At 63.5% G+C, this 22,998-nt stretch carries 13 protein-coding genes and 1 riboswitch; of the genes, 7 read left to right on the forward strand and 6 right to left on the reverse strand.

From position 1 onward, the window contains the following. Nucleotide 1 precedes the first annotated feature (1 nt). The 3 genes from G6P88_RS09990 to G6P88_RS10000 all read left to right on the forward strand — a co-directional run bounded on the left by G6P88_RS09990 (nucleotide 2) and on the right by G6P88_RS10000 (nucleotide 3,323). Nucleotides 2–1,276, forward strand: a complete 1,275-nt coding sequence (locus G6P88_RS09990; RefSeq protein ID WP_165323020.1) for an acetyl-CoA hydrolase/transferase family protein — start codon at nucleotides 2–4, stop codon at nucleotides 1,274–1,276. Further along, entirely contained in the window at nucleotides 1,277–2,044 is a 768-nt protein-coding gene (locus tag G6P88_RS09995) for an enoyl-CoA hydratase/isomerase family protein (RefSeq protein ID WP_165323021.1), read from the forward strand. Nucleotides 2,045–2,114: 70 nt separating this feature from the next. Beyond that, nucleotides 2,115–3,323, forward strand: a complete 1,209-nt coding sequence (locus G6P88_RS10000) for an acyl-CoA dehydrogenase family protein (protein WP_165323022.1) — start codon at nucleotides 2,115–2,117, stop codon at nucleotides 3,321–3,323. Between the two features lie 99 nt (nucleotides 3,324–3,422). Here the strand turns inward: G6P88_RS10000 and G6P88_RS20215 are convergent, their stop codons facing one another. The 6 genes from G6P88_RS20215 to G6P88_RS10030 form a co-directional block, all read right to left on the reverse strand. Next, nucleotides 3,423–3,638 (reverse strand): hypothetical protein, encoded by a 216-nt coding sequence (locus G6P88_RS20215; RefSeq protein WP_206335739.1) that lies wholly within the window; start codon nucleotides 3,636–3,638, stop codon nucleotides 3,423–3,425. A 617-nt stretch (nucleotides 3,639–4,255) separates the two neighbouring features. Then, on the reverse strand, nucleotides 4,256–10,762 hold the full coding sequence (locus G6P88_RS10010; RefSeq protein ID WP_165323024.1) for an autotransporter domain-containing protein: 6,507 nt from the start codon (nucleotides 10,760–10,762) through the stop codon (nucleotides 4,256–4,258). 283 nt (nucleotides 10,763–11,045) lie between these two features. Further along, entirely contained in the window at nucleotides 11,046–12,200 is a 1,155-nt protein-coding gene (locus tag G6P88_RS10015) for a glycosyl transferase family 8 (RefSeq protein WP_165323025.1), read from the reverse strand. Between the two features lie 11 nt (nucleotides 12,201–12,211). Further along, complete coding sequence (locus G6P88_RS10020) at nucleotides 12,212–14,392, reverse strand: tetratricopeptide repeat-containing sulfotransferase family protein (protein WP_165323026.1); 2,181 nt, start codon at nucleotides 14,390–14,392, stop codon at nucleotides 12,212–12,214. Nucleotides 14,393–14,620: 228 nt separating this feature from the next. Then, nucleotides 14,621–16,033 carry a D-glycero-beta-D-manno-heptose 1-phosphate adenylyltransferase gene (gene rfaE2, locus G6P88_RS10025; protein WP_165323027.1) on the reverse strand — a complete coding sequence of 471 codons (1,413 nt, stop codon included), beginning with the start codon at nucleotides 16,031–16,033 and terminating at the stop codon, nucleotides 14,621–14,623. A 50-nt stretch (nucleotides 16,034–16,083) separates the two neighbouring features. Beyond that, entirely contained in the window at nucleotides 16,084–16,929 is an 846-nt protein-coding gene (locus G6P88_RS10030; protein WP_226946506.1) for a hypothetical protein, read from the reverse strand. 137 nt (nucleotides 16,930–17,066) lie between these two features. Between G6P88_RS10030 and G6P88_RS10035 the strand changes: the two genes are divergently transcribed. The 4 genes from G6P88_RS10035 to G6P88_RS10050 all read left to right on the forward strand — a co-directional run bounded on the left by G6P88_RS10035 (nucleotide 17,067) and on the right by G6P88_RS10050 (nucleotide 22,891). Beyond that, complete coding sequence (locus G6P88_RS10035) at nucleotides 17,067–17,579, forward strand: D-glycero-alpha-D-manno-heptose-1,7-bisphosphate 7-phosphatase (RefSeq protein ID WP_226946507.1); 513 nt, start codon at nucleotides 17,067–17,069, stop codon at nucleotides 17,577–17,579. Further along, the gene (locus G6P88_RS10040) at nucleotides 17,576–18,685 is read left to right on the forward strand and encodes an AGE family epimerase/isomerase (RefSeq protein WP_165323029.1); all 1,110 of its coding nucleotides are present in this window, start codon (nucleotides 17,576–17,578) and stop codon (nucleotides 18,683–18,685) included. The genes G6P88_RS10035 and G6P88_RS10040 overlap by 4 nt, the downstream gene beginning before the upstream one ends. 158 nt (nucleotides 18,686–18,843) lie before the next feature. Further along, a riboswitch (cobalamin riboswitch) is annotated at nucleotides 18,844–19,103 on the forward strand. A 178-nt stretch (nucleotides 19,104–19,281) separates the two neighbouring features. Further along, nucleotides 19,282–21,414, forward strand: coding sequence for a TonB-dependent receptor (locus tag G6P88_RS10045; protein WP_165323030.1), 2,133 nt, complete (start codon nucleotides 19,282–19,284; stop codon nucleotides 21,412–21,414). Beyond that, nucleotides 21,401–22,891 carry a PepSY domain-containing protein gene (locus G6P88_RS10050; RefSeq protein WP_165323031.1) on the forward strand — a complete coding sequence of 497 codons (1,491 nt, stop codon included), beginning with the start codon at nucleotides 21,401–21,403 and terminating at the stop codon, nucleotides 22,889–22,891. The genes G6P88_RS10045 and G6P88_RS10050 overlap by 14 nt, the downstream gene beginning before the upstream one ends. Nucleotides 22,892–22,998: the final 107 nt, after the last annotated feature.

A 22,998-nucleotide genomic window follows, 5' to 3' on the forward strand; every position in this document is an offset into this window, starting at 1 on the left:
CATGACCCGGACGATCGAACCCGATGCGCTGGATTTCAGCGGCATCATCAAGCCCGGCGATGCCATCGTCTGGGGCCAGGCCTGCGGGGAGCCGCTGACGCTGATAGAGGCGCTTCTCGACCAGCGCGCGGCGCTCGGCCCCCTGTCCGCCTTTGCCGGGTCGAGCTTCTCGGGCGTCATCAAGCCCGAGCATGCCGACCATATCCGCTTTTCGAGCATGGGAGCGCTCGGCTCGCTGCGCAGCCTGTCCAAGGCCGGCGTGCTGGACATCATTCCCTGCCATGTCGGCCAGATCGGCACCATGATCAGCCAGGGCCTGATCGGCTGCGACGTCGCTTTCGTCCAGGTCAGCCCGGCCGATGCCAAGGGCTATCACAGCTATGGCGTGATCAACGACTATGTCCGCAAGGCGGTCGCCGAGGCGCGGGTCGTGATCGCCGAAGTCAATGCGCAGGTGCCCTATGTGCCGTGCGATCACCTGCTGCACGCGTCCGAGATCGACTATGTCGTGCCCAGCGACCGCCCGCTGGTCAGTGTTCCACCCGCGCGCATCGGCGACGCCGACCGGGCGACCGCGGCCTTGTGCGCCGCCTATATCGAGGACGGGTCGATCCTGCAGTTCGGCATCGGTGCCGTGCCCGACGCCATCGCGCAGTTGCTGGTCGATCGGCGCGATCTGGGTATCCACACGGGCATGATCGGCGACGCCTTCGTCGATCTCGTCGAAGCCGGCGCGATCACCAACGCCACCAAGACGGTCGACCGTGGCATATCGATCACCGGCGCCTTCATCGGCACCCGCCGCCTCTATGATTTCGTCCACGAGAACCCGGCCGTGCGGCTGTGCGGGTCGGAGATCACCCATGGCGATGCGATATTGAGCGCCCTGCCCAAACTGGTCTCGATCAATTCGGCCATCGAGGTCGACCTCACCGGGCAGATCAACGCCGAGGCGATCGGCGGCGCCTATATGGGCGGCACCGGCGGTCAGGTCGACTATGTGCGCGGCGCGAGCCGGTCGCGCGGCGGCCGGTCGATCATTGCCCTGCCGTCGACCGCGCAGGGTGGTGCCGCGAGCCGGATCGTCATGGCCCTGTCGGGGCCGGTGACCACGGCGCGCAGCGAGACCGACATCATCGTCACCGAACATGGCGCAGCCGAACTGAAGGGAGCCTCGCTCGCCGAACGCGCGCGGCGCCTGATCGCAATCGCCCATCCCGATTTTCGGGAAAGCCTCGAACGCGATGCGCATGCGCTTATGACGAGGGGATATTGAATGACCGACGCCGTCCGCTTCGACGTGCCCGAACCCGGCATCGCGATCCTCACCATCGACCGGCCCGAGGCGCGCAACGCGCTGGGTCGCGAGGTCCGTGAGGGCCTGTTCGCGGGCTGGGAGCGCTTCGAGCGGGACCCTGCGCTGAAGGTTGCGATCCTGACCGCGACCGGCGACAAGGCCTTCTGCGCGGGCGGCGACCTGAAGGAGATGGCAGAGCTCAAGCTGGTCGTTCCGCCGCCATCGATGTTTCCAGTGCCCGGCGACAACCTGACCGTGACGAAGCCGACGATCGCGGCGGTCAACGGCGTCGCCTATGCCGGCGGCTGGCTGATCGCGCAGGCCTGCGACCTGTGCGTCGCATCGACCCATGCGCGCTTTGCGATCACCGAGGCCAAGGTCGGACGCGGCTCGCCCTGGGCGGCGCCGCTGATCCACATGATCCCGCAGCGGATCTTCATGGAGGTCGTCCTGACGGGCGAACCGATCACCGCGCAGCGCGCCTATGAGATCGGGCTGGTCAACCGGGTCGCGGAACCAGGCCGGCTGATCGAGGAAGCGCTGACCCTGGCCCGCACGATCGCAGCGAACGCCCCGCTGTCGGTCCTGGCCGGCAAGGAAACCGTCCATCTGGCGACCGAGATGGGCAAGACGGCCGCGCTCCGGGCAGCGCGCCACGCCTGGGAAACCGCCTATCGCAGCCAGGATGCGCAGGAAGGGCCGCGCGCCTTCGCCGAAAAGCGCAAACCCGACTGGAAAGGTGCATGATGCGCCTGAGCAGCCCCACTCGAATTCTGCCGCCGGCCTTCGACCGTCGGTCGTCGACATATCAGCAAGGATGAGCATCGTCATGAATGCCCCCGCCCTCCCCAATGTCCCGCAAACCAGCTTCGGCCTCACCCCGGAGCAGCAGGAGATCCTCGATCTCGCGAGCGGCTTTGCGCAGGATGAACTCTGGCCACTCCAGTCGCGGATGGACAATGAGGAGTGGTGGCCCGAGCATGTCATGCCCCGCCTCGGGACGATGGGCTTTCTCGGCGTCACCGTCTCTCCCGAAGAGGGCGGGGCCGGCAGCGACTTCTTCACATCGGGCCTGATCGCCCAGGGGCTTGCGCGCTGGAACCACTCGATCGCGCTGAGCTATGTCGCGCATGAGAATCTCTGCCTCAACAATATCGCGCGCAATGCCTCTGCGGATATCCGCGCGCGCTATCTGCCGGGCCTGTGCGACGGCAGCATGATCGGTTGCCTGGGCCTCACAGAGCCCGGCGCCGGTTCGGATGCGCTCGGATCGATGGCGACCACCGCGCGGCGCGAGGGCGACACTTACATCCTCAACGGTCGCAAGCTGTACATCACCAATGGCCCCGTTGCCGATGTCATCCTGGTCTATGCCAAGACCGATCGCGCGGCGGGCGCGAAAGGCATTTCGGCCTTCATCGTCGAGAAGGACTTCCCCGGTTTCAAGGTTGCCCAGAAGCTCGACAAGATGGGCTTTCGGGGGTCGACGACGGCAGAGCTGCTGTTCGACGATTGCGTCGTGCCGGCCGCCAATCTGGTCGGTACCGAAAACAAGGGCGTCGGCGTCGTGATGAGCGGCCTCGACCTCGAACGCGCGATCGTCGCGATGATCAACGTCGGCATGGCCGAACGCGCGCTCGATCTTGCGATCGACTATGCGAAGACGCGGACCCAGTTCAACCGGCCGATCGGCGATTTCCAGCTCGTTCAGGGCAAGCTCGCCGAGATGTATGTCGCCGTCGAGACGATGAAGACCTTCTGCTATCGCACCCTGGCCGAGGCCAATGCGCTGGACCATGGCGCGGGCGGGCGCGGCGAAATCCACAAGCTGACCGCCGCCGCGATCATGTACGCCGCCGAACAATGCACCCGCGTCGTGTCGGACGCCGTCCAGATCTTCGGCGGCACCGGCTATATGCGCGAGTCCGAGATCAACCGGCTCTACCGCGCCTCGAAACTGCTCGAGATCGGCGCGGGAACGACCGAGATCCGCAAGGTGATCATCGCCGGGGAATTGCTGCGGTGAGGGGGATGGACGGGGATGAAACGCCCCGGTTCATCAGGGCTCGAGCATAGGGCGGAGCGGAACAGATCGCGTATGCTGCAATGCCGCGGTGCGTCGGGATTACTTATACTGGTCCGCCAGTTGTTCTGCCGCGTCACCGATGAGTTCGAGCGGAAGCGGTTCGGAGTGGGGGAATTTGAGACTGCCCTTAGGGCCCCGATAGGATGCCAGGCTGGTGAGCAGGACATCCGGCCCTTGAAGCGGCGGATAAACGCCGATGTGCTTGTTGAAGGCAGCGAAGTAGAAAAAAGTGCGACCGATCCTGAAGGCGGGCATCCGATAGGCGATACAGCGAACAGCCAAAGGAACGCGGCCTTCCACCTCGGCCGCGATCCTATCGAGGCGCTCTCGCACTTCGGGTGGTGCCGCAGCAAAATGCGTATCGAAGACCGAAGCGTTCAAACCGCAATCTCCGCATCCGGACCGGCCTTGCCCCGCCATATGCTCGTTACGCCCTCGGCCAGCGCCACGTCGAGCGCGCATTTCCAATCAATCGCCGCATTCTATCCGCTATCCGGAGCGTCCTCAGCTCATCGGAGCCGACATCGGCGAAACGTACCACCTCTTGCGAGTCGTTCACGACAATTGCGGGCATCGGCAATCTCGGCAGCCACAAGGACAGCCGCGAACTGAGAACTGCTGCGCGGCAGGCCAGCATACAGATCTTCTTCCTGTCGCCATGCCCGGTCTCGACCCGATCGAGCAGGTCTCCAGGCCTCCACGGCTTCGGAGACGCGCAGCTGAACGAACCGTCGGAGCATTAGCGGGGTGTCCGCAGCCTCCTCGGCCGCTTCGCCCCCGCCGAATGTGCCAATTACATCAGCGTTGCAGGATATACCTCGATGCACGGCGGCAGGACTCCAGGGTTTCCCTGATCCTGCCGCCGGTACCCATCAGAAATTGTACCTCAGTTTGACCGTGGCGGTATGGCTCTGGAAGGCGCGGCGGAACTCACCGTCATATTGCACGCCTATCCGGAAGCTGTCGGATTGCGTGAACGTCAGGCCAGCGCCGACTGCCGCACCATCGCGAGACCCGCGCGCCGATGCGCTGGTGAAGGTCACGCCACCAAGCACTGCGGTCAGCGGGATCGGGGCATTGGTATAATTATGCACCCAACCCAGCTTCAGCGACGGTGCGAAGCTGCCCGATGCCGATTCGACAATCGCCGATGTCTGTATGCCGATTTCGTGACCGAACGAGTCCACGTTCAGCTTGCGCACCTGCAGATTGGCGGCACCGGCGCCGCGTTCCGCATAGGCGGCATTCCTCAGATGGACCTCGCGCAGACCAGCAAAAGGCGTGATCGATGCAGTATCTCCCAGCGGGATCGTGTAGCTGGCGCGCACATTCACCAGATATTGCTGCCCTTCGAAAGACGCGCGCGCAGTCTGGCTCAGGAAATCGATCCGGCGTTTTTGGCGATAGAAATTATAGCCGAAGCCCAGCTGCCCGTCGATCGTAAGACCGGGGGTGTCGGCTTCACCCGGCTGCCAAGTGAAGTACCCCGTAGCCTGCAGACTGTTCAGGCGCGTCTGGCTGCCGGAAAGATCGGAACGCCCATTTGCGCTGCTGCGTACCCAACTCAGGGCACCGCCGGCGACAAGGTTAGACGTACCGATCAGGTCGGCGCCGACGATCACGCCATAGCTGTGCGCCCTATAAGGAGAGGACCCACCGCTGTCGCCGCGCTTGGCCGTGTTGAGCAAGAACTGTCCCCACACGGATCCGCGCTGCCCCTGCGAGCCAGCTGCCATGCCCCGTTCCTCACGACCGCTGAAATTGGCGGCCAGCACCTCCTGATGTTGCACGACCGCGTTCACCGCGGGTGACACCGCGACGGCAATGACCTGCGGCGTCAGCTGCGAAGGCGCGAGCTGAACGATGCCACGCTGCTGCTGGTCCGGTGTCAGCACCGCGAGCGGCAACAAGACCTGGGTTATGACCTGCGTTGCGCCAGCGCCGCCAGTATCCGCGATCGCATCGAGCGCAGCCCCGGTTCCCACGCCGGCACCACCTGCCTGCACCCCGTTAGAGGTGAAGGTGCTGGACGGCGGCGGCGGCGAAACCGGCGGTGGCGGCGGTGGCGGCGGCGGTGGCGGTGAAACCGGCGGCGGCGGCGGTGGCGGCGGCGGCGAGACCGGCGGTGGCGGCGGTGGCGGCGAGACCGGCGGTGGCGGCGAGACCGGCGGTGGCGGCGGTGGCGGCGAGACCGGCGGTGGCGGCGGCGGCGGTGGCGGCGAGACCGGCGGTGGCGGCGGCGGCGGTGGCGGCGAGACCGGCGGCGGCGGCGGCGGTGGCGGCGGTGAATTCAACGCCAGCTGCAGACCGGTTTCGCCATTGGCCGAGACGGTCGAGAAACTGCCCCGCAGCCCCGTCACGGACGCTGTCAGATTGCTGTAGGTAAGGGTACCGCCAGCAGTCACGACCGTATAGACGTCGCCCGCTGCGATGGTCCCGCTACCCAGCGTCACCATCCTGACGGTGGCATCCGCCAGGTTCGCCGACCCGCTGACCTGCAACTGTCCATAAACCGCGCTCGACGTAACACCGATCACCAGCATACCGCCCGTCTGGGTGTAGCTGCCGTTCACGCGGACGACGTCGTCCAGCCTGAGCGTCGCCCCATCGGCCACGATCCTCTGCGCGCCGAGATTGAAGACGTTGTCGAGCAGGAGATTGCCGGTCAGCACAACATCGCTGGCGGTGTTGGTCACGGTTCCCTGGCTGTCGGCGCCAAAGCCGGTGAGCGTACCGAAGATGCTGCCGCTGCCACCGGTGATGCGCAGTTCGGACGACGAAGCATTTTCGATGTCGCCCGCGATTACGCCGGTATTGACGATCGGACCGAGCACGCCGGCATTATAGATCGCGGCGATCGAGCCAGCCAGCGTGCCGCTGTTGACAAGCGTTCCCAGACTGCCAGTCGCGGCAACATAGGCCGCGTAGCTGACGTCGCTGATGCTACCCGAATTGTTGAGCGTGCCAAGCGTACCACCGACATAATGGTTGCCGACCCCCAGCACCAGATTGGTGCCGCTGGTTGCCGCAGCCGCGGCAAGCCCCGAAACGCCATCGACGCTGATGGTTGCGCCAGCATAGTTCGAGCCGGCACCACCGACGATCAGCGTCCCGATGGTGGAACCAGCAGTATAGTTGGCGGTGGAGGAGAGGCCACCGAAGGCCACGGTGCCGCCGGTGATGCTGGCGGCCTGCGTGACGGCGAGCTGGCCCATGGTGCCAAGGTTCAGCGTACCCGCAGTCTGGTTGAAATTGGCGTTGACGTTGACGATCGTCGAGAGCGTGATGTCGGCGCCCGTATTGCTGACGGTCAGCGCGCTCGCGGCAATGCCGACGGCGGCGATCGAATTATTGAGCAGCAGCGCGCCCGAGGCAAAGGTCAGATTGCCGCTCGCGCCGATCGTGCCCTGGGTGCCGCTGTTGAAGCCGGTAAAGGTGCCGATGGTGCCGCCGCTGCCGCCGATGATCGTACCAATCGAGCCGCCAAACCGGTTGATGTCGCCACGGATCACACCGCTGTTGATGATCGTGTCAAAGGAGCCGGCAAGGACATTGCTGCCGCCCGACATCGTGCCACTGTTGTTGACGACGGTGATGACGCTGTTGTTCTGGACCGCATTTCCGGCGCCATCGATAACGCCGCTGTTGGTCAGCGTCGATATGGTGCCGCTGTTGAGGATCGCCCAGCTGCTGTTGCTGATCGTGCCGGTGTTGGTCAGCTGACCGATGCTGCCCTGATTCCACAAGGCGGTGAAGTTCGCGTTGGTGATCAGGCCGTTATTGACCAGCCTGCCGATCGTGCCGCGATTGTTGACGCCGAACTGAGCGCCGCCGAACGTGCCGCTGTTGGTGACCGTGCCGATGCTGCCGGTCGTGGCGACGTACAGACCGGTGGCGCTGCTCGTCAGCGTCGCGGCGTTGTTGAGCGTTGCCAGCGTGCCGCCGACATAGTCGTTGTTGATCGACAGCAGCAGGGCGTTCCCGACCGTGCTGCTGGATCGATCCAGACCGGTGATGCTGTTGATGGATACGGTCGCGCCGGTCAGATTGAGGCTGGAGGCGCTGACGAGCGTATAGCTGCCCTGAAGAAAATTGCCGGTGCTGGACAAGCTCCCGGCGATCGTTCCGCCGGTAATGTTTGCTGCGCCGCTGACGATCAGGCTGCTGGTGCCGGGATTCAGATTCAGCGTGCCTGCCGTCTGGCTATAGTTGCCGGTGATGCTGATATTGCTGGTGAGCGACAGGTTTGCGCCCGTGTTGCTGACGGTGCGGCCGGTGGCAATGATCCGGTCGTTGAGCAGCAGATTGCCCGATGCAAAGATGAGATTGCTGAGCGTGTTGTTGATGGTGCCGATGCCTGACGTACCGGTCAGGGTGCCAATGGTGCCTGTCGCGCCGCCGGTGATCGTCAGATCATTTGCCGACTGATTGTCGATCCTCCCCCTGACCACGCCACTGTTGCTGAAACCACCAAGGCTGCCCGATATGTAAATCGCATTGACGCCGCTGATCGTACCGCCCGCCTCGTTGACAAGCGTCCCCAGCGTGCCCGCCAGGTTGATGCCGTTCGTGGCGTTGCCGATGAAACCGCTGTTGATCAGAGAGGAAAGCGTACCACTCACCTGAACGGCGGTCTGACCCGAAGTGATCGTACCGCTGTTATTGATCGTGCCGGTGTTCGAATTGCCGTCGAGATAAATACCCTGCGGACCACCGTTGATGCTGCCGCTGTTGGCCAGAAGGCCCAGCGTGCCATAATTGGCGAAGCCCGCAGATCCCGAGGAAATCAGACCGGCATTGGTCACCGTGCCCATCGAGGTGTCGTTCTGCAGCCCCGCTGCAGTCCCGCCCAGGATCGTACCCGTCGATGTGTTGACGATATTGGTGATCGTGCTCTGGTTGCCGAGACCCTTTTGCGCGCCGCTGATCAGGCCGCTGTTCGACAGGGAACCGATGCTGCCATTGTTGCTCAGGCCGTTGCTGAGGCCTGTCAGCGTGCCGCTGTTGGTGAACGTCCCGATGCTGCCGGAGCTGGCGACATAGAAAGGAGTTTCCACGCCGCTGATCGTGTCGGCGTTGCTGATCGAAACCTGCGTGTCGCCGATATAATCATTGTTGACCGCAAGCAGCAGATCATTGCCGCTGGCCGTCGGCGAGAATGAAAGGCCTGCGATGCCACTGCTGATCGAAAGGCTGGTGCCGGTATAGCTGGACCCGCTGCCCCCCGTCACCAGGGTGCGCGCCGTAGCGCCCCTCAGATAGGTTGTGTTCGCCGCTATCCCGCTGGCATTGGCGACCACGGTGCCGCCGGTGATGCTGGCGGCCTGCGTGACGGCGAGCTGGCCCGTGGTGCCAAGGTTCAGCGTACCCGCAGTCTGGTTGAAATTGGCGTTGACGTTGACGATCGTCGAGAGCGTGATGTCGGCGCCCGTATTGCTGACGGTCAGCGCGCTCGCGGCAATGCCGGCGGCGGCGATCGAATTGTTGAGCAGCAGCGCGCCCGAGGCGAAGGTCAGATTGCCGCTCGCGCCGATCGTACCCTGGGTGCCGCTGTTGAGGCCGGTAAAGGTGCCGATGGTGCCGTCGCTGCCGCCGATGATCGTACCGATCGAGCCGCCAAACCGGTTGATGTTGCCACGGATAACACCGCTGTTGATGACCGTGCCAAAGGTGCCGGAAAGGGCATTGCTGCCGCCCGACAGCGTGCCGCTGTTGTTGACGACAGTGATGACGCTATTGTTCTGGACCCCAATGCCGGCGCCATTGATGATGCCGCTGTTGGTCAGCGTCGATATGGTGCCGCTGTTGAGGATCGCCCAGCTGCTGTTGCTGATCGTGCCGGTGTTGGTCAGCTGACCGATGCTGCCCTGATTCCACAAGGCGGTGAAGTTCGCGTTGGTGATCAGGCCGTTATTGGCCAGCGTGCCGATCGTGCCGCGATTGTTGACCCCGAACTGAGCGCCGCCGAACGTACCGCTATTGGTGACCGTGCCGATGCTGCCGGTCGTGGCGACGTACAGACCGGTGGCACTGCTCGTCAGCGCAGCGGCGTTGTTGAGCGTCGCCAGCGTGCCGCCGACATAGTCGTTGGCGATCGACAGCAGCAGGGCGTTCCCGACCGTGCTGCTGGATCGAGCCAGACCGGTGATACTGTTGATCGAGACAGTGGCGCCGGTCAGATTGAGGCTGGAGCCGCTGACGAGCGTATAGCTGCCATGGAGAAAATTGCCGGTGCTGGACAAGCTCCCGGCGATCGTTCCCCCGGTGATGTTTGCTGCGCCGCTGACGATCAGGCTGCTGGTGCCGGGATTCAGATTCAGCGTGCCTGCCGTCTGGCTATAGTTGCCGGTGATGCTGATATTGCTGGTGAGCGACAGGTTTGCGCCCGTGTTGCTGACGGTGCGGCCGGTGGCAATGATCCGGTCGTTGAGCAGCAGATTGCCCGATGCAAAGATGAGATTGCTGAGCGTGTTGTTGATGGTGCCGATGCCTGACGTACCGGTCAGGGTGCCAATGGTGCCTGTCGCGCCGCCGGTGATCGTCAGATCATTTGCCGACTGATTGTCGATCCTCCCCCTGACCACGCCACTGTTGCTGAAACCACCAAGGCTGCCCGATATGTAAATCGCATTGACGCCGCTGATCGTACCGCCCGCCTCGTTGACAAGCGTCCCCAGCGTGCCCGCCAGGTTGATGCCGTTCGTGGCGTTGCCGATGAAACCGCTGTTGATCAGAGAGGAAAGCGTACCACTCACCTGAACGGCGGTCTGACCCGAAGTGATCGTACCGCTGTTATTGATCGTGCCGGTGTTCGAATTGCCGTCGAGATAAATACCCTGCGGACCACCGTTGATGCTGCCGCTGTTGGCCAGAAGGCCCAGCGTGCCATAATTGGCGAAGCCCGCAGATCCCGAGGAAATCAGACCGGCATTGGTCACCGTGCCCATCGAGGTGTCGTTCTGCAGCCCCGCTGCAGTCCCGCCCAGGATCGTACCCGTCGATGTGTTGACGATATTGGTGATCGTGCTCTGGTTGCCGAGACCCTTTTGCGCGCCGCGGATCAGACCGCTGTTCGACAGCAAACCGATGCTGCCATTATTGCTCAGGCCGTTGGTGAGGCCTGACAGCGTACCGCTGTTGGTGAGGGTGCCTACAGACCCGGCGGAATCGATGTCGACGGCGGTAACCCCGCCGGTGATCGTGCCCGTGTTGGTGACCACGAACTGGCCGATCGTCCCGGTCACGTCCTGCTGTCCGACAGTCGTGCCGGTGATGGTCACATTCTGGGCCTGCAGCGGCGATGTCGCGACAAGCGCAAGGCCGATCACTGCCAGCGAAGAACCTGCCAGGATCGCCCGGTTATAATGTATATGCGCCATTGCCGCCCTATCTATTACGCCGCAGTTATGGTCGTTTCAGACCGGTGCGATCGGCAACAGCTAGGCCGGGAAGAGTTAAAACTTCCCATCAGCCCTGCCGCCAACGCTCACCGGATTTCCTGCCCCCCCCTGCCGCGCATCCCCATCCCACGTCGTCTTTATTGAGCGACGGTCGTCGCCTTATCTCAACAAAACGTGTCGTCAACGATGCCGTAGTACCACGTAAAGGCTGATGCCCACCTCATCGGTGGGAGCATGGTCGCAGCTATCGACCTTTCACCGGTCAGCCTTGGGCCCGCCGCTCCGCCAAAGCCGCCGCGACCCGTTCGACGACCTGATCCCAACGTCCCCATTCGGTTTGGCGGAAAAGCCGAACCGATGGATACCATGGCGTGTCTTCACGCTCCTGCAACCAGCGCCAGTCGGGAAGAAGTGGCAGCATCACCCACGCCGGGCGGCCGAGCGCCCCGGCAAGATGGACTGGCGAACTGTCGATCGAGATCAGCAGGTCCACCTCGGAAAGGATGGCCGCAGTGTCCTCGAAATCGCCGATGTCGGGGCTCAGGCTGACGATATTCATGCCGGGCGGTGGGGTCAGCGCATCGCCTTCGGTCGGCCCTTTCTGGATCGCAAAGAACGTCACGCCCTCCTGTGCCAGCGGCGCCAGCGTGGCCAGCGACATGGAGCGGTTGGCGTCGTTCAGATGCGTGGGCCGCCCTGCCCAGAGAAAGGCAACCTTCAGCCCCTCATAGGGTGCAAGCCGCTTGCGCCATATCTCCCGCCGCTCGGGCAAAGCCGCAAGATATGGCATGGGATCGCCCGGCAGATCGCTCAGCTGCAAACCCATCGCCATCGGCAGGCTCATCATCTCGCAATGGACCTGGAATGGCGGGGGAAGTTCGCCGCGCAGCGTGATGGCGTCGAAGCCCTGCATCCGGCTGGCGATGCTGGCCATGTCGTGATTGATTTCGAGAACCACATGCGCCTGGCTGCGCTGCTTCGCCCAGGCGACCATGCGCATGAACTGGAAGGTGTCGCCATAGCCCTGTTCGTCGTGGATCAGCAGCGTCTGGCCCGGAATCGGGCGTCCGTCCCAGCGTGGGCGCTGCACCTTGCGTTCGATGCGCGCCGTATGCGCCAGACTATAGCGATAGCTATATTCCCGCCAGCCGCGCTCGAAGTCGCCGAGCAGCAGCAGCGTCTCCGACAGATCGAACCGTGTCGAAAGATGCCCCGGCAATGCATCCACCAGCATTTCCTGAATGGGCTTTGCTTCTGCGACCCGGCCCTGCACCCGGAAGGCCTGCGCAAGCAGCGCCCATAATGCGACCGCGCCGGTACCCGAAGCCAGGAGCGGGCGGATCATCGCCTCGACTTCCGCTCCCCTGCCGGCCATCAGCAACGCACGCGCCTGGCCCTCGATCTCCCTGATGTCCATGGCGGCGACGTTCAATCGGCAGCCGTCGGCTTTACGCCGCGCCTGGCGCCGGCCTTGCCAGTTCGCTTGCCCGGGCTCGCAGCAGCGGCCTCAGCCGAATCTGCCGGCGCAGCGGCCGGATCGACGCCGAGCCCCGCCAGCAGCGGCCCGAGGTGGGGCGCATAAGCACGCCAGCGATTGATGCTGCTGGAGTAGAGCGGGCTGCGAACCTGATTGAGGCTTGCAGTTCGTATCGTGCGCGACGTCTTGTGGAACTCGACGCAGGCAGGATCCCAGTTGAGCCCGCAAAAGTCCGTCAGGCGACGGGCTTCGGTTTCAATGTCGCCGACCACATCCTCATAGCGAACCTCGATCAGGCGATCAGCCGGCAATATGGCGCGCCAATGATCCATCAGACGTTCGTAGTTGCGGTAGAAGGCCGCCAGCTCGGCCTGATCATAGCTGAAGAGCTGCTCGCGGGTGAACAGCTTGGTATAACAGGAGAGGCAGGTGTCCACAGGATCGCGGCGCACATGGATGATGCGTGCTTCGGGCAGGATGCGGGCGATCAGGCCCGCAAAAAGAAAGTTCGAAGGCATTTTATCGATCAACCGCCGATGGGAACCGGCCATCGGTCTCACCGCGTCGAGATACTGGCGACCCAGCAAGGCTTCGTTCTCCGGGGATAACTTCTGCGCCACCGCTGGAACGCCACCGGCCTGGTTGACCAGTGATTGCAGCGTCGACAGTTCGCCCGCGCCGAAGACGGCAGGATGCGACGCCAGGACCTGCTCCACCAACGTGGTTCCCGATCGCGGCATGCCAACGACGAAAACCGTCAGATCGCTTTCCGGCAAGGCTATCGCCGGCCGACTGATCAGCTCGGCGGGAAAGGCCGCGATGATGTCCGAAAACCAGCGGTCGACGGCGGCCGCATCATAGGCGAATGTCGACCGTTTCCGGCGATTGCCCTCGTCGAGATAGGTAAAGGCCCGTTCGGCATCGCCGATGTCCATCCATGCTTTGCCGATCGCGAAATACAACGCTGTGCGGTCGGACTCCGTCTGCAACCCGCCAGGCCCGATCAGCGCCTCCATTGCCGCAAGGCCAGGATCGCCCGGCGTGAAACGATGCAGATCCGCCATGTTGAACCATGCCGAGGCGGATCGCGGAAACTGCTTCAGCACGTCGTCGAAGGCCTGTTTCGCGGCGTCCTTGTCGCCTTGCTCCATGAGCAGGACGCCGCGGTTGATCAGCGCCTTTTCCGGCGCAAAGCCGAGCGATCCAGCGGCGCGATCGAACGCCGCCAGCGCCTCGTCTATCTTGTCCTGGGCCTGCAGGACTTCCCCGAGGATATTCTGCGCCTCGCCATTATCGGGCGCAGCAGCGACGGCACGGCGAGCGTCGGCCAGCGCCTCGTCCAACCTGCTCAGCCTGCGCAATATCGTCGCCCTGACGCCCAGCGCACCGACATGCAGAGGCGCATAGGCCAGCAAGGAATCGACCCAACGCAAAGCCTCATCATAGCGGTCGCGCGCCAGTTCAACCGCCGCCGCATTTATATAGGCGTCGGAAAGACGTGGATTGGCGTCGATCGCACGACGCGCCGAAGCCAAGGCTTCGTCGGGCCGCCCCAGATCATTCAGCAAGTTGGACAGGTTGCTGAACGCTTCGGCATAGGATGGCGCGAGCTTCAGCGCCTGCTCATAATGGGACCGGGCCTGATCAAGTCGCCCCAGGCGCTTCAGCGTATTGCCCAGATTATTGTGCGCCTCCGGATAGTCCGGCTGGAGTGTCACCACCCGCTGGAGACAGGTCAGGCTTTCTTCCAGCTTTCCGGCTTCCTGCAAGATGATACCGAGATTGTTCCAGCCTGCGACCATCATGGCGTCCATCGCCACGGCGCGGCGGCCGGCCTGCTCGGCATCGGCCAGTTGTCCGGCCTGGCGGCACATTTCGGCGAGATTGCTCAGGTAGATCGCAGGCGCCCGCGGCGCGAGGGAGGCGCGGCGCAGGTGATCGATCGCCAGATCGAGATTGCCATAGGCATGCGCCATCAGCCCCATCAGATGCAGCGCGTCGGACTGCCCCGGCCATAGCGCGAGCACCTGCTGGCACAGCTGTTCGGCCTGATCGGCCTGACCGGCATTCCAGTGAGCATGCGCCTGGGTGAGCGCCTGCTCGACCGTCAAATTTGTCTGAGGAGTGGTCATGATGGCAGTTTTTTCGTCCTAAAGAGGAAGCGGACAGCCAGCCGGAGGGCTGCACATGCAGGCTGCGGCAGGGCTGGAAAAGCGGTTGGAGCCAGCCCTCGCGACATATTGAAGCCACTCTCCTGCCTTTGCTTCCGAGGAGCGACGCCGCCCGTTTCAACCTGGGGAAGCCCAGAGTGGTCAGCTTTAGCACAACATTGATGCATGGCTATCGATCTCGAGACCGCATCAGGCATGCAGTGCTGCAAGAATAGCTGTGGTCGAACGCCCAGCCAGCGTCGGTATGATCACGACCTGCCCGCCGGCCTCACGGACGAGATCGGCGCCAACGATGCTGTCCGCAGTATAGTCGCCGCCTTTGACAAGCACGTCGGGCCGGATCGTCTTGATGAGGTCCAGCGGCGTATCGTCCTCGAACATCACGACATGATCTACGGCGGCAAGAGCGCTTAACACCTCGGCGCGATCGGCAAGGCAATGCACAGGTCGCGAGGCGCCTTTCAGCCGACGGACCGAATCATCGGAGTTCAGTCCGACAATGAGAATATCACCCTGCCGCCTGGCCTCATCGAGCAGGCGGACATGTCCCGCATGAAGCACATCGAAGCAGCCGTTGGTGAAGACGATCCGCTTCCCGGATTCGCGGGAATGAGCAAGCTTTCTCGCCAGCACGTCGATGGGGGCCAGCTTGGTCATCGAATGGCTGCGCCGGTATAGTCTTTCTTCGAGATCGGCGCGCGTCACGACATAGGTGCCGGGGCGCGAGACCGCGACACTGGCCGCGATATTGGCCTGGTCGATGGCGGCGGCGATGGGAAGTCCCTGGGCAATGCCGACGACCAGCGCAGCAATGATCGTATCGCCCGCCCCGGTGACGTCGAACACCTCGACCGCTTCGGTCGGATGATCGACAACGTCGCCGCTTCGCGACACCATCATCACCCCCTTCGCACCGCGCGTCACGACCATATAGTCGAGGTTCATCTCCGCCATCCCTTGCCTGGCGCGATCAGCGATCTGCTCGTCGCGGCAATCGCCGAACAGAGCATGGAATTCGCGAGCGTTGGGCTTCAGCAGAAATGCGCCACGATAGCGGGCGCGATCCGCAGCTTTGGGATCTACGAAGGTAGGCACGCCATGGCGCCGGGCGATCGCGAGCAACGCAGGCAGATCGGCAAGCGTACCCTTGTCATAATCGGAAAAGATGACGGCTTGAACACCGTCCAGGCGCACTTCAAATCGCCGGGCGAGCTCGGCCCTTGCGGCATCGCCCACCGCCGCATCATAATCGATGCGGGCGATCTGCTGGACGCCGGAAATAAGCCGCGTCTTCTGTGTCGTGCGCTGCCCCGCCTCGATTACGCAATCGAGGTCGACGTCGTTCGCTGCCATGAGCGTGAACAGATCGCGTCCCGAACCATCGTCGCCGCAGATTGTCAGCAAACTGCTTCGAGCACCCAGGCTCCGCACATTCGCGGCCACGTTCGCGGCACCGCCGCCCCGCATATCTTCGCGGCCGGCCATCACGACGGGCACGGGCGCCTCCGGCGAGATGCGGCTTGTCTCGCCGATGATGTAACGGTCGATCATCACATCACCGACCACGAGAATATGAGGCCGGGAAATTTCGTTGCTGTCCATTCGAATATCCCGTTCTTTCAGCCGGTCGCTAACGGCTCAATCTTTCCGGATCAACGCCAACCCTTGATCCGGGTCAGTTCGAGGCGCTGAGCAAGAGCAGGCCACTGCTGTGCCCAGCAGCAGCCATGGCCCTGATCCGGGATGACCACGATCGCGACAGGAGCATCGCCCGCCATGCGGGCGACGAAGCTGCGGGCGATCCTCTCATCCACGACATCGTCGTCCGCGCCGACGAAATGGACCTGCGGCATTTGCGACAGACGCCCGGCATTTGCAGCCGGATCGATCGACAGGGTCAGTGGCGTGAGGCGGTGCATCTCGACCCATGCACCGAGATCGAGGTTGGCGGCCACGGTGACCAGCGCGGCGACATCGCCACGGCGCTCGGCCAGCAGCGCGGCCAGCGCGCCGCCGCCCGAATAACCAACCAGAATTAGCCGGATCGCCCCTCCCATCTCGGCCTTCAACCGATCAAGCGCGACACTGGCGCTGTCTATCACTTCCGGCGCAAATCGCGCGATGCTCCAGTAATCGCTGCGACAATTGCGTGCGCGAGGGCCATATTGGCAAGGACGGGCCAGCCACGCGACCGCGCCGCTGCCCGGGTGCTGGAGGGCCAGCCGCAGCGCCACCGGATCCTTGGGGGTCGGATCCATCGAGCGGCGGCCACTCGATACATAGGCGAAGCCATCACCTTCGATATAGACAGTAAGCACGTCGGAAGGATCGCGGGCGGCACGCCGTGCGGTCGCAAGATCGAAATCGCCAGCCCTGGCCACCGTCCAATGCCAGCCCGCCTTGGACGCAAGATCGGACGCCGACGGTCGCGCCCAGGCGGCGGCCGCGAGGCTTGCCGACAGCATGATGAGCGCGATCTTCGCAACCTGCGCCAGCATCCCCCACCCCCAACCGTTATTCGCGCGTCCGAACTTGACCGCTGTGCCAATGTCAAACAAGCGTAGAAACGCTTATTCAACCGCCAGCCAGATGCCGAACGAAAATGTCACACGCTGAGCTTTCGCAGGAAGAACGCGTGGATCGCGCACCGGCCCGGGCGGCATTTTTCGACCGGGACGGCGTCCTGATCGTCGACACCGGCTATCTATCGGATCCGCGGGACATAAGGTGGATCGACGGTGCCCAAGAGGCGCTGGGCCGGCTGGCAGCCATGGGATATCGACTGTTCGTGGTGACCAATCAGTCGGGAATAGCACGGGGCTATTTCGAGGAAGACGCCGTGGGCCGGGTGCACGCCGCGATGCAGGCCGACTTGCCGGACGCGGCGCGGCTGGACGATATCGCCTATTGCCCCCACCATCCCGCCGGAAGCGTCGAACGCTATGCACATAGCTGCACCTGCCGGAAGCCTGAGCCGGGCATGCTGAACCGGCTGATCGATCGTCATCATATCGACCGTGGCGCAAGTTTCATGATCGGCGATAGGGCGAGCGACATGGAGGCGGCAGCGGCCGCCGGGATCGCCGGCTTCCTGTTCGAGGGCGGCAATCTGGACAAGTTCGTTGCCCAGATCCTGAGCGGTCTGTGACTCCTGCCGCCCCCACCTTCTGGATCGATTGGCTGTGCCGCGACGCGCTGCCCTTGTGGAGCGACGCCGGCTACGATTCCGATGAAGACAGTTTCGTCGAGCGGCTGACACTGAGCGGCACACCGCAAGCCGATGTGCCACGCCGGTTGATGGTCCAGGCGCGGCAGATATATGTCTTTTCCACAGCGGCACTTAACGGCTGGTTTCCCCGCGGCGCGGACCTTGCGCTGCGGGCAGGTCATTCGATGATCCGGAACTACACCGATGCCGACGCCCAGAAGGGGTGGGCTTTTTCCTGCACGCAACAGGGCGCGATAGTGGATGACCGGCGGGACCTCTACGCGCATGCCTTCGTTCTGCTGGCGCTGGCCAGCCTGCTCCGGCTCGACGCCGACCCCCGCTACATCAACCTTGTCGACCGCACGCTGACCTTTCTCGACCAGGATATGGCTCATCCGGCGGGAGGCTATGCGGAACAATGGCCCAGCGCCGTGCTGCCACGCCGCCAGAACCCCCACATGCATCTGCTTGAGGCGTTTCTCGCCCTTCAGGACGTCGGGCTATGCGGCGATTTCAGCCCCCGCATCGCCGCGCTCGTCGCGTTGTGCGAAAGCAGGTTCATTACTGGCCGGACCAATGTCCTGTCGGAATATTTTGACGAAGAATGGCGCCCTCTAGATGGGGGCCGGTCGTTCGAGCCCGGCCATCATTTTGAATGGGTCTGGCTGCTGACCCGCCACGCGGCGATGTGCAATATAGCCATGGACGAGAGGATCGAAGGCCTCTTGCAGCGAGCGCTGAGCGGCATCGACGCGAAGGGCCGAATCGTGGACCTGGTGGGACCGGAAAGAGCGACCGCGCAGTATCGCTTATGGTCGTCTATGGAAGCGGCGAAAGCCTTCATGGCACCTCTGGGCCGCGCAGCCCGGCCGTCGGGAGTGGCGGACATCCTCCACGCAGCATGGCAGGCATTTTTGGCGCCATCGATTCCAGGAGGCTGGATCGATCGGATAGATCCGCTTGGCAACGCGCTGGTGGATCACATGCCGGCAAGCTCGCTATACCATGTCACGACGGCGCTTGATTATTATCAACGTCGGGTATGACGCCTAACAGATCCGCCCGGTCCGCTGGCAGGATCGCCGCCCGGACTATGCGGCTGCGCGCTGCTGTTCAGCCAGGTGCAATATGGCAGCCTACTCTTGCGGGGCAGTATTAACCCTCCTAATGGACGCTTCGTCCAAGCGAGGCTCGAAAGCCGTGTTTGGGCATAGATCGCGTCGGTGTCCGAAAGGACTGAAAATGGGAATGCGGTGCGGGTGAGCCGGTGAAATCCGGTGTCACTCAAATCCGCAGCTGTCCCTGCAACTGTAAGCGGCGAGCGCGATGCACATGTGCGGCCTGGCTACCATGCCCCGAGCCGCCAGCCACTGGGCCGGACGCTAAATCATGCGAGGCCTGGGAAGGCCGTGCATCAAGTGATGACCCGTGAGCCAGGAGACCTGCCGGCGTTAGGTCGCTCTTGCTTTGGTCCAGGGGATGGCCGGGGCACGGTGATTTCCGTCTGAGCGACGAACGAGCGGCGAGGGCCGCTCCGTCTGGATCGTGGCGCGTTGCGGCGTCGCGGGCCATGCGGGTCGTCGTGTCATGCGCACGTCGGCAGGGCCTCGTCTTGCGTCATTCGCAACCGGGACCTTTTGTGATGTCCACCATCAAGACCTTTTGCCTGTTCGCGGGCTGTATCTTTGCGCCTTTCCACCTTCCGGCCGCCCACGCGGGCGGTACCGATGCCGACGCGGATATGCAGACCATCACCGTCACCGGCGTCAGCGACATGCAGCTTCGGAAGACGAATGAGGGCGCCGGCCGACTGGGCCTTACCGTTCTCGAGACTCCGGCAAGCGTCGAGATTCTCGACGGCGATGCGATCCGGCTGCGTGGCGACCTGACGATCCAGGATGCCGCGGCGCGCGCGACCGGCATCGTCAACACGTCCGGGGTGTTCGGCTTCGGTCTCAGCGCACGAGGTTTCACCGGCACCAACTCGGTGATGACGCTCTACGACGGCATGCGCATGTACAACAACACGCTGACCTTTCCGGCCGATCCATGGATGGCGGAGTCGGTGGAGGTGCTGCGTGGTCCGGCCTCGGTCCTCTACGGCGAGGGTGCCATCGGCGGCGCCGTGAACGTCGTTCGCAAGCAGCCGGGCGACACCCTCCAGCACAGTTTTCGGGCCGGTGTGGGATCGTTCGGTTTCTGGAATATCGCCGGGGGCAGCGGCGGCCCGTTGAACGACATGATCGGCTATCGCGTCGATGCCAGCTATCGCCGGTCCGATGGCTGGATGACGCGTGGAGATTCCAGCGCGATCGCCCTGTCCGGTGCGCTGCGCGTCCGCCCGACCGAAACCCTGGCAATCACCGTGTCGGAGGATTTCAGCCGGCAGAAGCCGCGCGTCTGGTTCGGCGTGCCGTTGATCGACAACCGCCTCGACAGGTCGATCCGCAAGACCAACTACAACGTCACCGACGCCGACCTGCGCTTCCGCGACAACTGGACGCAGGTGAAGTTCGAATGGGAGCCGAGCGAGACGATCTCGGTCCGCAGCACCTTCTATCATCTGACCGCCAACAAATACTGGCACAATTCGGAGAACGCGACTTATGTCGCGGCGACCGGCACCACGCCGGCGGGCATCCGTCAGTCGAGCTTCCTCGAGCTCTACCATATCCAGAAACAGACCGGGAACCGGACGACCGCCGCCTTCTCCAATGATCTGGGTGGAGGCGTCGAAAACCGGCTGGTGATCGGCGCCGACTATAACCGGATCAGCTACAAGAACGTCAGCAATTCGGGCAATAACGCGACCAGGCTGGTGTCGATCGTCAACCCGATCGTCGGCGCGTTCATCGATCAGACCGGCAATGCAGCGACCAAGACCCGCTACATCAACAGGATCCGCCAATATGCGATCTTCGCCGAGAACCGGCTGGCGTTCAGCGACAGCCTCTCGGTGATCGGCGGCATCCGTTATGACCGGCCCGAGATCACCAAGGACGATTATGTCAACAGGGCGAACAATTTCACCGCCACTCCCGATGCAGTGACCTACCGCGTCGGCGCGGTGTTCAACCCGACTCCGGACATGTCGCTTTACGCCTCTTATGCCACCGCGGCCGATCCGGTGGGCGCGCTCGTCTCCACAAGCCTCGCCCAAAGCGCGTTCGACCTTTCGACCGGCGATCAGTGGGAAGGCGGTGTCAAGCATGTCTTCTGGGACGGCAAGGGCCAATGGACCTTTGCGGCCTACACGATCACCAAGAAGCGGCTGCTGTCATCCGATCCGCTGATTCCGACGGTCCAGATCCAGGTCGGCCAGCAATCGTCCAAGGGCATCGAGGCGAGCTTCTTCCTCGAACCGGTGAAGGGCTTCAGCATCAACCTCAACGGATCGCTGCTGAAGGCGCGCTATGACGACTTCGCGGAATCGGTGGGCGGTGTCCGTTTCCAGCGCGCCGGCAACCGGCCGGCGAACGTTGCGGCGAGGACCGCGAACGCCTTTGCAAGCTGGGAGTTCGCGGATGGCTGGGTAATCGATGGCGGCCTCAGCTATGTCGGCAGCCGCTTCCAGGATGCCGCCAATATGCGCCGGCTGCCGTCCTACACGCTCACCGACCTGGGCCTGCGCTGGGCCTTCATGGACGGGGTCAGCGCAGGGGTGCGTGTTCGGAACCTGTTCGACGAAGTCTATCCGCGCGCAACCTATGGCACCACCCAGTGGGTGCTCGGCGATCCGCGCAACGTGGAGTTCACGATCAATGCTGCGTTCTGACGCAGCATTGAAAAGGGGAAAGCGGTGGCTCTACTGGAGCCACCGCTGGACCGGAATCGTCCTGTGTGCGCTCTTCGCGATCTGGTTCCTGTCGGGCGTGGTGATGATGTACGTCCCCTTCCCCTCCTTCCGGGATGCGGAGCGTGTCTCGCGAGCGGCACCGATCGACTGGGAGCAGGTCAAGGTCCGCCCGGATGAGGCGCTGTCCAAGCTGGGTGCCCCCATGTTTCCGGACGATATGCGCCTTGAGATGACGGGGCACGAACCCGTGTATCGGATAACCGACAAGGATGGCCGGCACGCGGTTTCGGCGCGGACTGGCGCACTATTGGGGCCGGTCGGCCGCAACCGGGCCATCGACATTGCCGAGGCGATGACGGGGGCCGCCGCTGAATCTGCGGAGCTGGTGGAGCACGACCAATGGGTGGTGACGAGGGCCTATGCGAAGATCGCCCCCTTCTGGCGGGTCCGGATGGCCGATGGCCTGGGCACGGACACGTATGTTGCGCAGAAGACCGGAGAGATCGTCCAGAACACCGATCGCCGGGAGCGCTTCTGGAACTGGCTGGGTGCCGTACCGCACTGGATCTATTTCGAAATGCTCCGGATCTGTCAGGAACCCTGGCGGCAGACGGTGATCTGGACATCGGGCATCGGCACCATCGGCGCGATCACGGGCATGTGGATCGGCATCCTGCGCCTCCGGATGAGGACGCGATACAGGTCCAGTTCCGTCAGTCCCTATCGGGGCTGGATGAAGTGGCACCACATCGCCGGGCTGATCGGGGGCGTGTTCCTCATCGGCTGGATATTCAGCGGCTGGATATCGATGAGCCCCTTCGGGGCAATGGGCCAAGGCGGCGCCGAAATCGGCGAGCGCTACGCCGGAGAGCAGCCTCCCCGCTTCGCCTCCACCAACCTCGCGGCGCTCGCCAGAATGGCGGAGGGCGCGCGTGAGTTGCGCTTCCTCACCATCGGCGGTCGGCCGACGATCCTGGCCGTCGATGCGGAGAATCGCGGCAGGGCGCTGGATGGCGTAACCGCGGCCCCGGTTCGTCACAGCCTGGAAGCGCTGACGAAACTGGCCAGACGATCTGTCAGAGAGGGCCAGCTGGTGGAAACGGCCTTGCTCACGCAATATGACCTCTACTGGTATGCGACGGGCGATCTGCGCCACGACGACCGGCCGCTGCCGGTGCTGCGGCTGGCCTTCGATGACCCTCAGGCAAGCTGGCTGTACATCGATCCCTCGACGGGCGTGCTGCTCGGCCACTCCATCCAGGGACGCCGCACCTATCGCTGGCTGTTCAGTGCCCTGCACAGCTTCGATCTGCCGATATTGCTCGAATATCGGCCGTTGCGAGATGGGCTGATGATCCTGCTGTCGATTGCGGGGCTGATCGTGTCGATCAGCGGCATTGTCGTAGGTTGGCGTCATCTGCGCAAGAAGCGGTCGTCCGAGCGGGGAAAGGTATGACGGAGGCCGTGCGGATCCGATCGCGGCGGGTTACCGATGGCGCGGTGCAATGAAGGATTGGCCTGCGCTTCGATTCCGATTATGCGCCATGTCGGGCCGATCGATTT

This window comes from Rhizorhabdus phycosphaerae, assembly GCF_011044255.1.
GTDB classification, from domain to species: Bacteria; Pseudomonadota; Alphaproteobacteria; order Sphingomonadales; family Sphingomonadaceae; genus Rhizorhabdus; species Rhizorhabdus phycosphaerae.

What these genes read in the sequence shown, in the direction of transcription:
- G6P88_RS09990 (WP_165323020.1), top strand. Translation starts at nt 2, where the DNA reads ATGACCCGGACGATCGAACCCGATGCGCTGGATTTCAGCGGCATCATC.
- G6P88_RS09995 (WP_165323021.1), top strand. Translation starts at nt 1,277, where the DNA reads ATGACCGACGCCGTCCGCTTCGACGTGCCCGAACCCGGCATCGCGATC.
- G6P88_RS10000 (WP_165323022.1), top strand. Translation starts at nt 2,115, where the DNA reads ATGAGCATCGTCATGAATGCCCCCGCCCTCCCCAATGTCCCGCAAACC.
- G6P88_RS20215 (WP_206335739.1), bottom strand. Translation starts at nt 3,638, where the DNA reads ATGCCCGCCTTCAGGATCGGTCGCACTTTTTTCTACTTCGCTGCCTTC.
- G6P88_RS10010 (WP_165323024.1), bottom strand. Translation starts at nt 10,762, where the DNA reads ATGGCGCATATACATTATAACCGGGCGATCCTGGCAGGTTCTTCGCTG.
- G6P88_RS10015 (WP_165323025.1), bottom strand. Translation starts at nt 12,200, where the DNA reads ATGGACATCAGGGAGATCGAGGGCCAGGCGCGTGCGTTGCTGATGGCC.
- G6P88_RS10020 (WP_165323026.1), bottom strand. Translation starts at nt 14,392, where the DNA reads ATGACCACTCCTCAGACAAATTTGACGGTCGAGCAGGCGCTCACCCAG.
- rfaE2 (WP_165323027.1), bottom strand. Translation starts at nt 16,033, where the DNA reads ATGGACAGCAACGAAATTTCCCGGCCTCATATTCTCGTGGTCGGTGAT.
- G6P88_RS10030 (WP_226946506.1), bottom strand. Translation starts at nt 16,929, where the DNA reads ATGCTGGCGCAGGTTGCGAAGATCGCGCTCATCATGCTGTCGGCAAGC.
- G6P88_RS10045 (WP_165323030.1), top strand. Translation starts at nt 19,282, where the DNA reads ATGTCCACCATCAAGACCTTTTGCCTGTTCGCGGGCTGTATCTTTGCG.
- G6P88_RS10050 (WP_165323031.1), top strand. Translation starts at nt 21,401, where the DNA reads ATGCTGCGTTCTGACGCAGCATTGAAAAGGGGAAAGCGGTGGCTCTAC.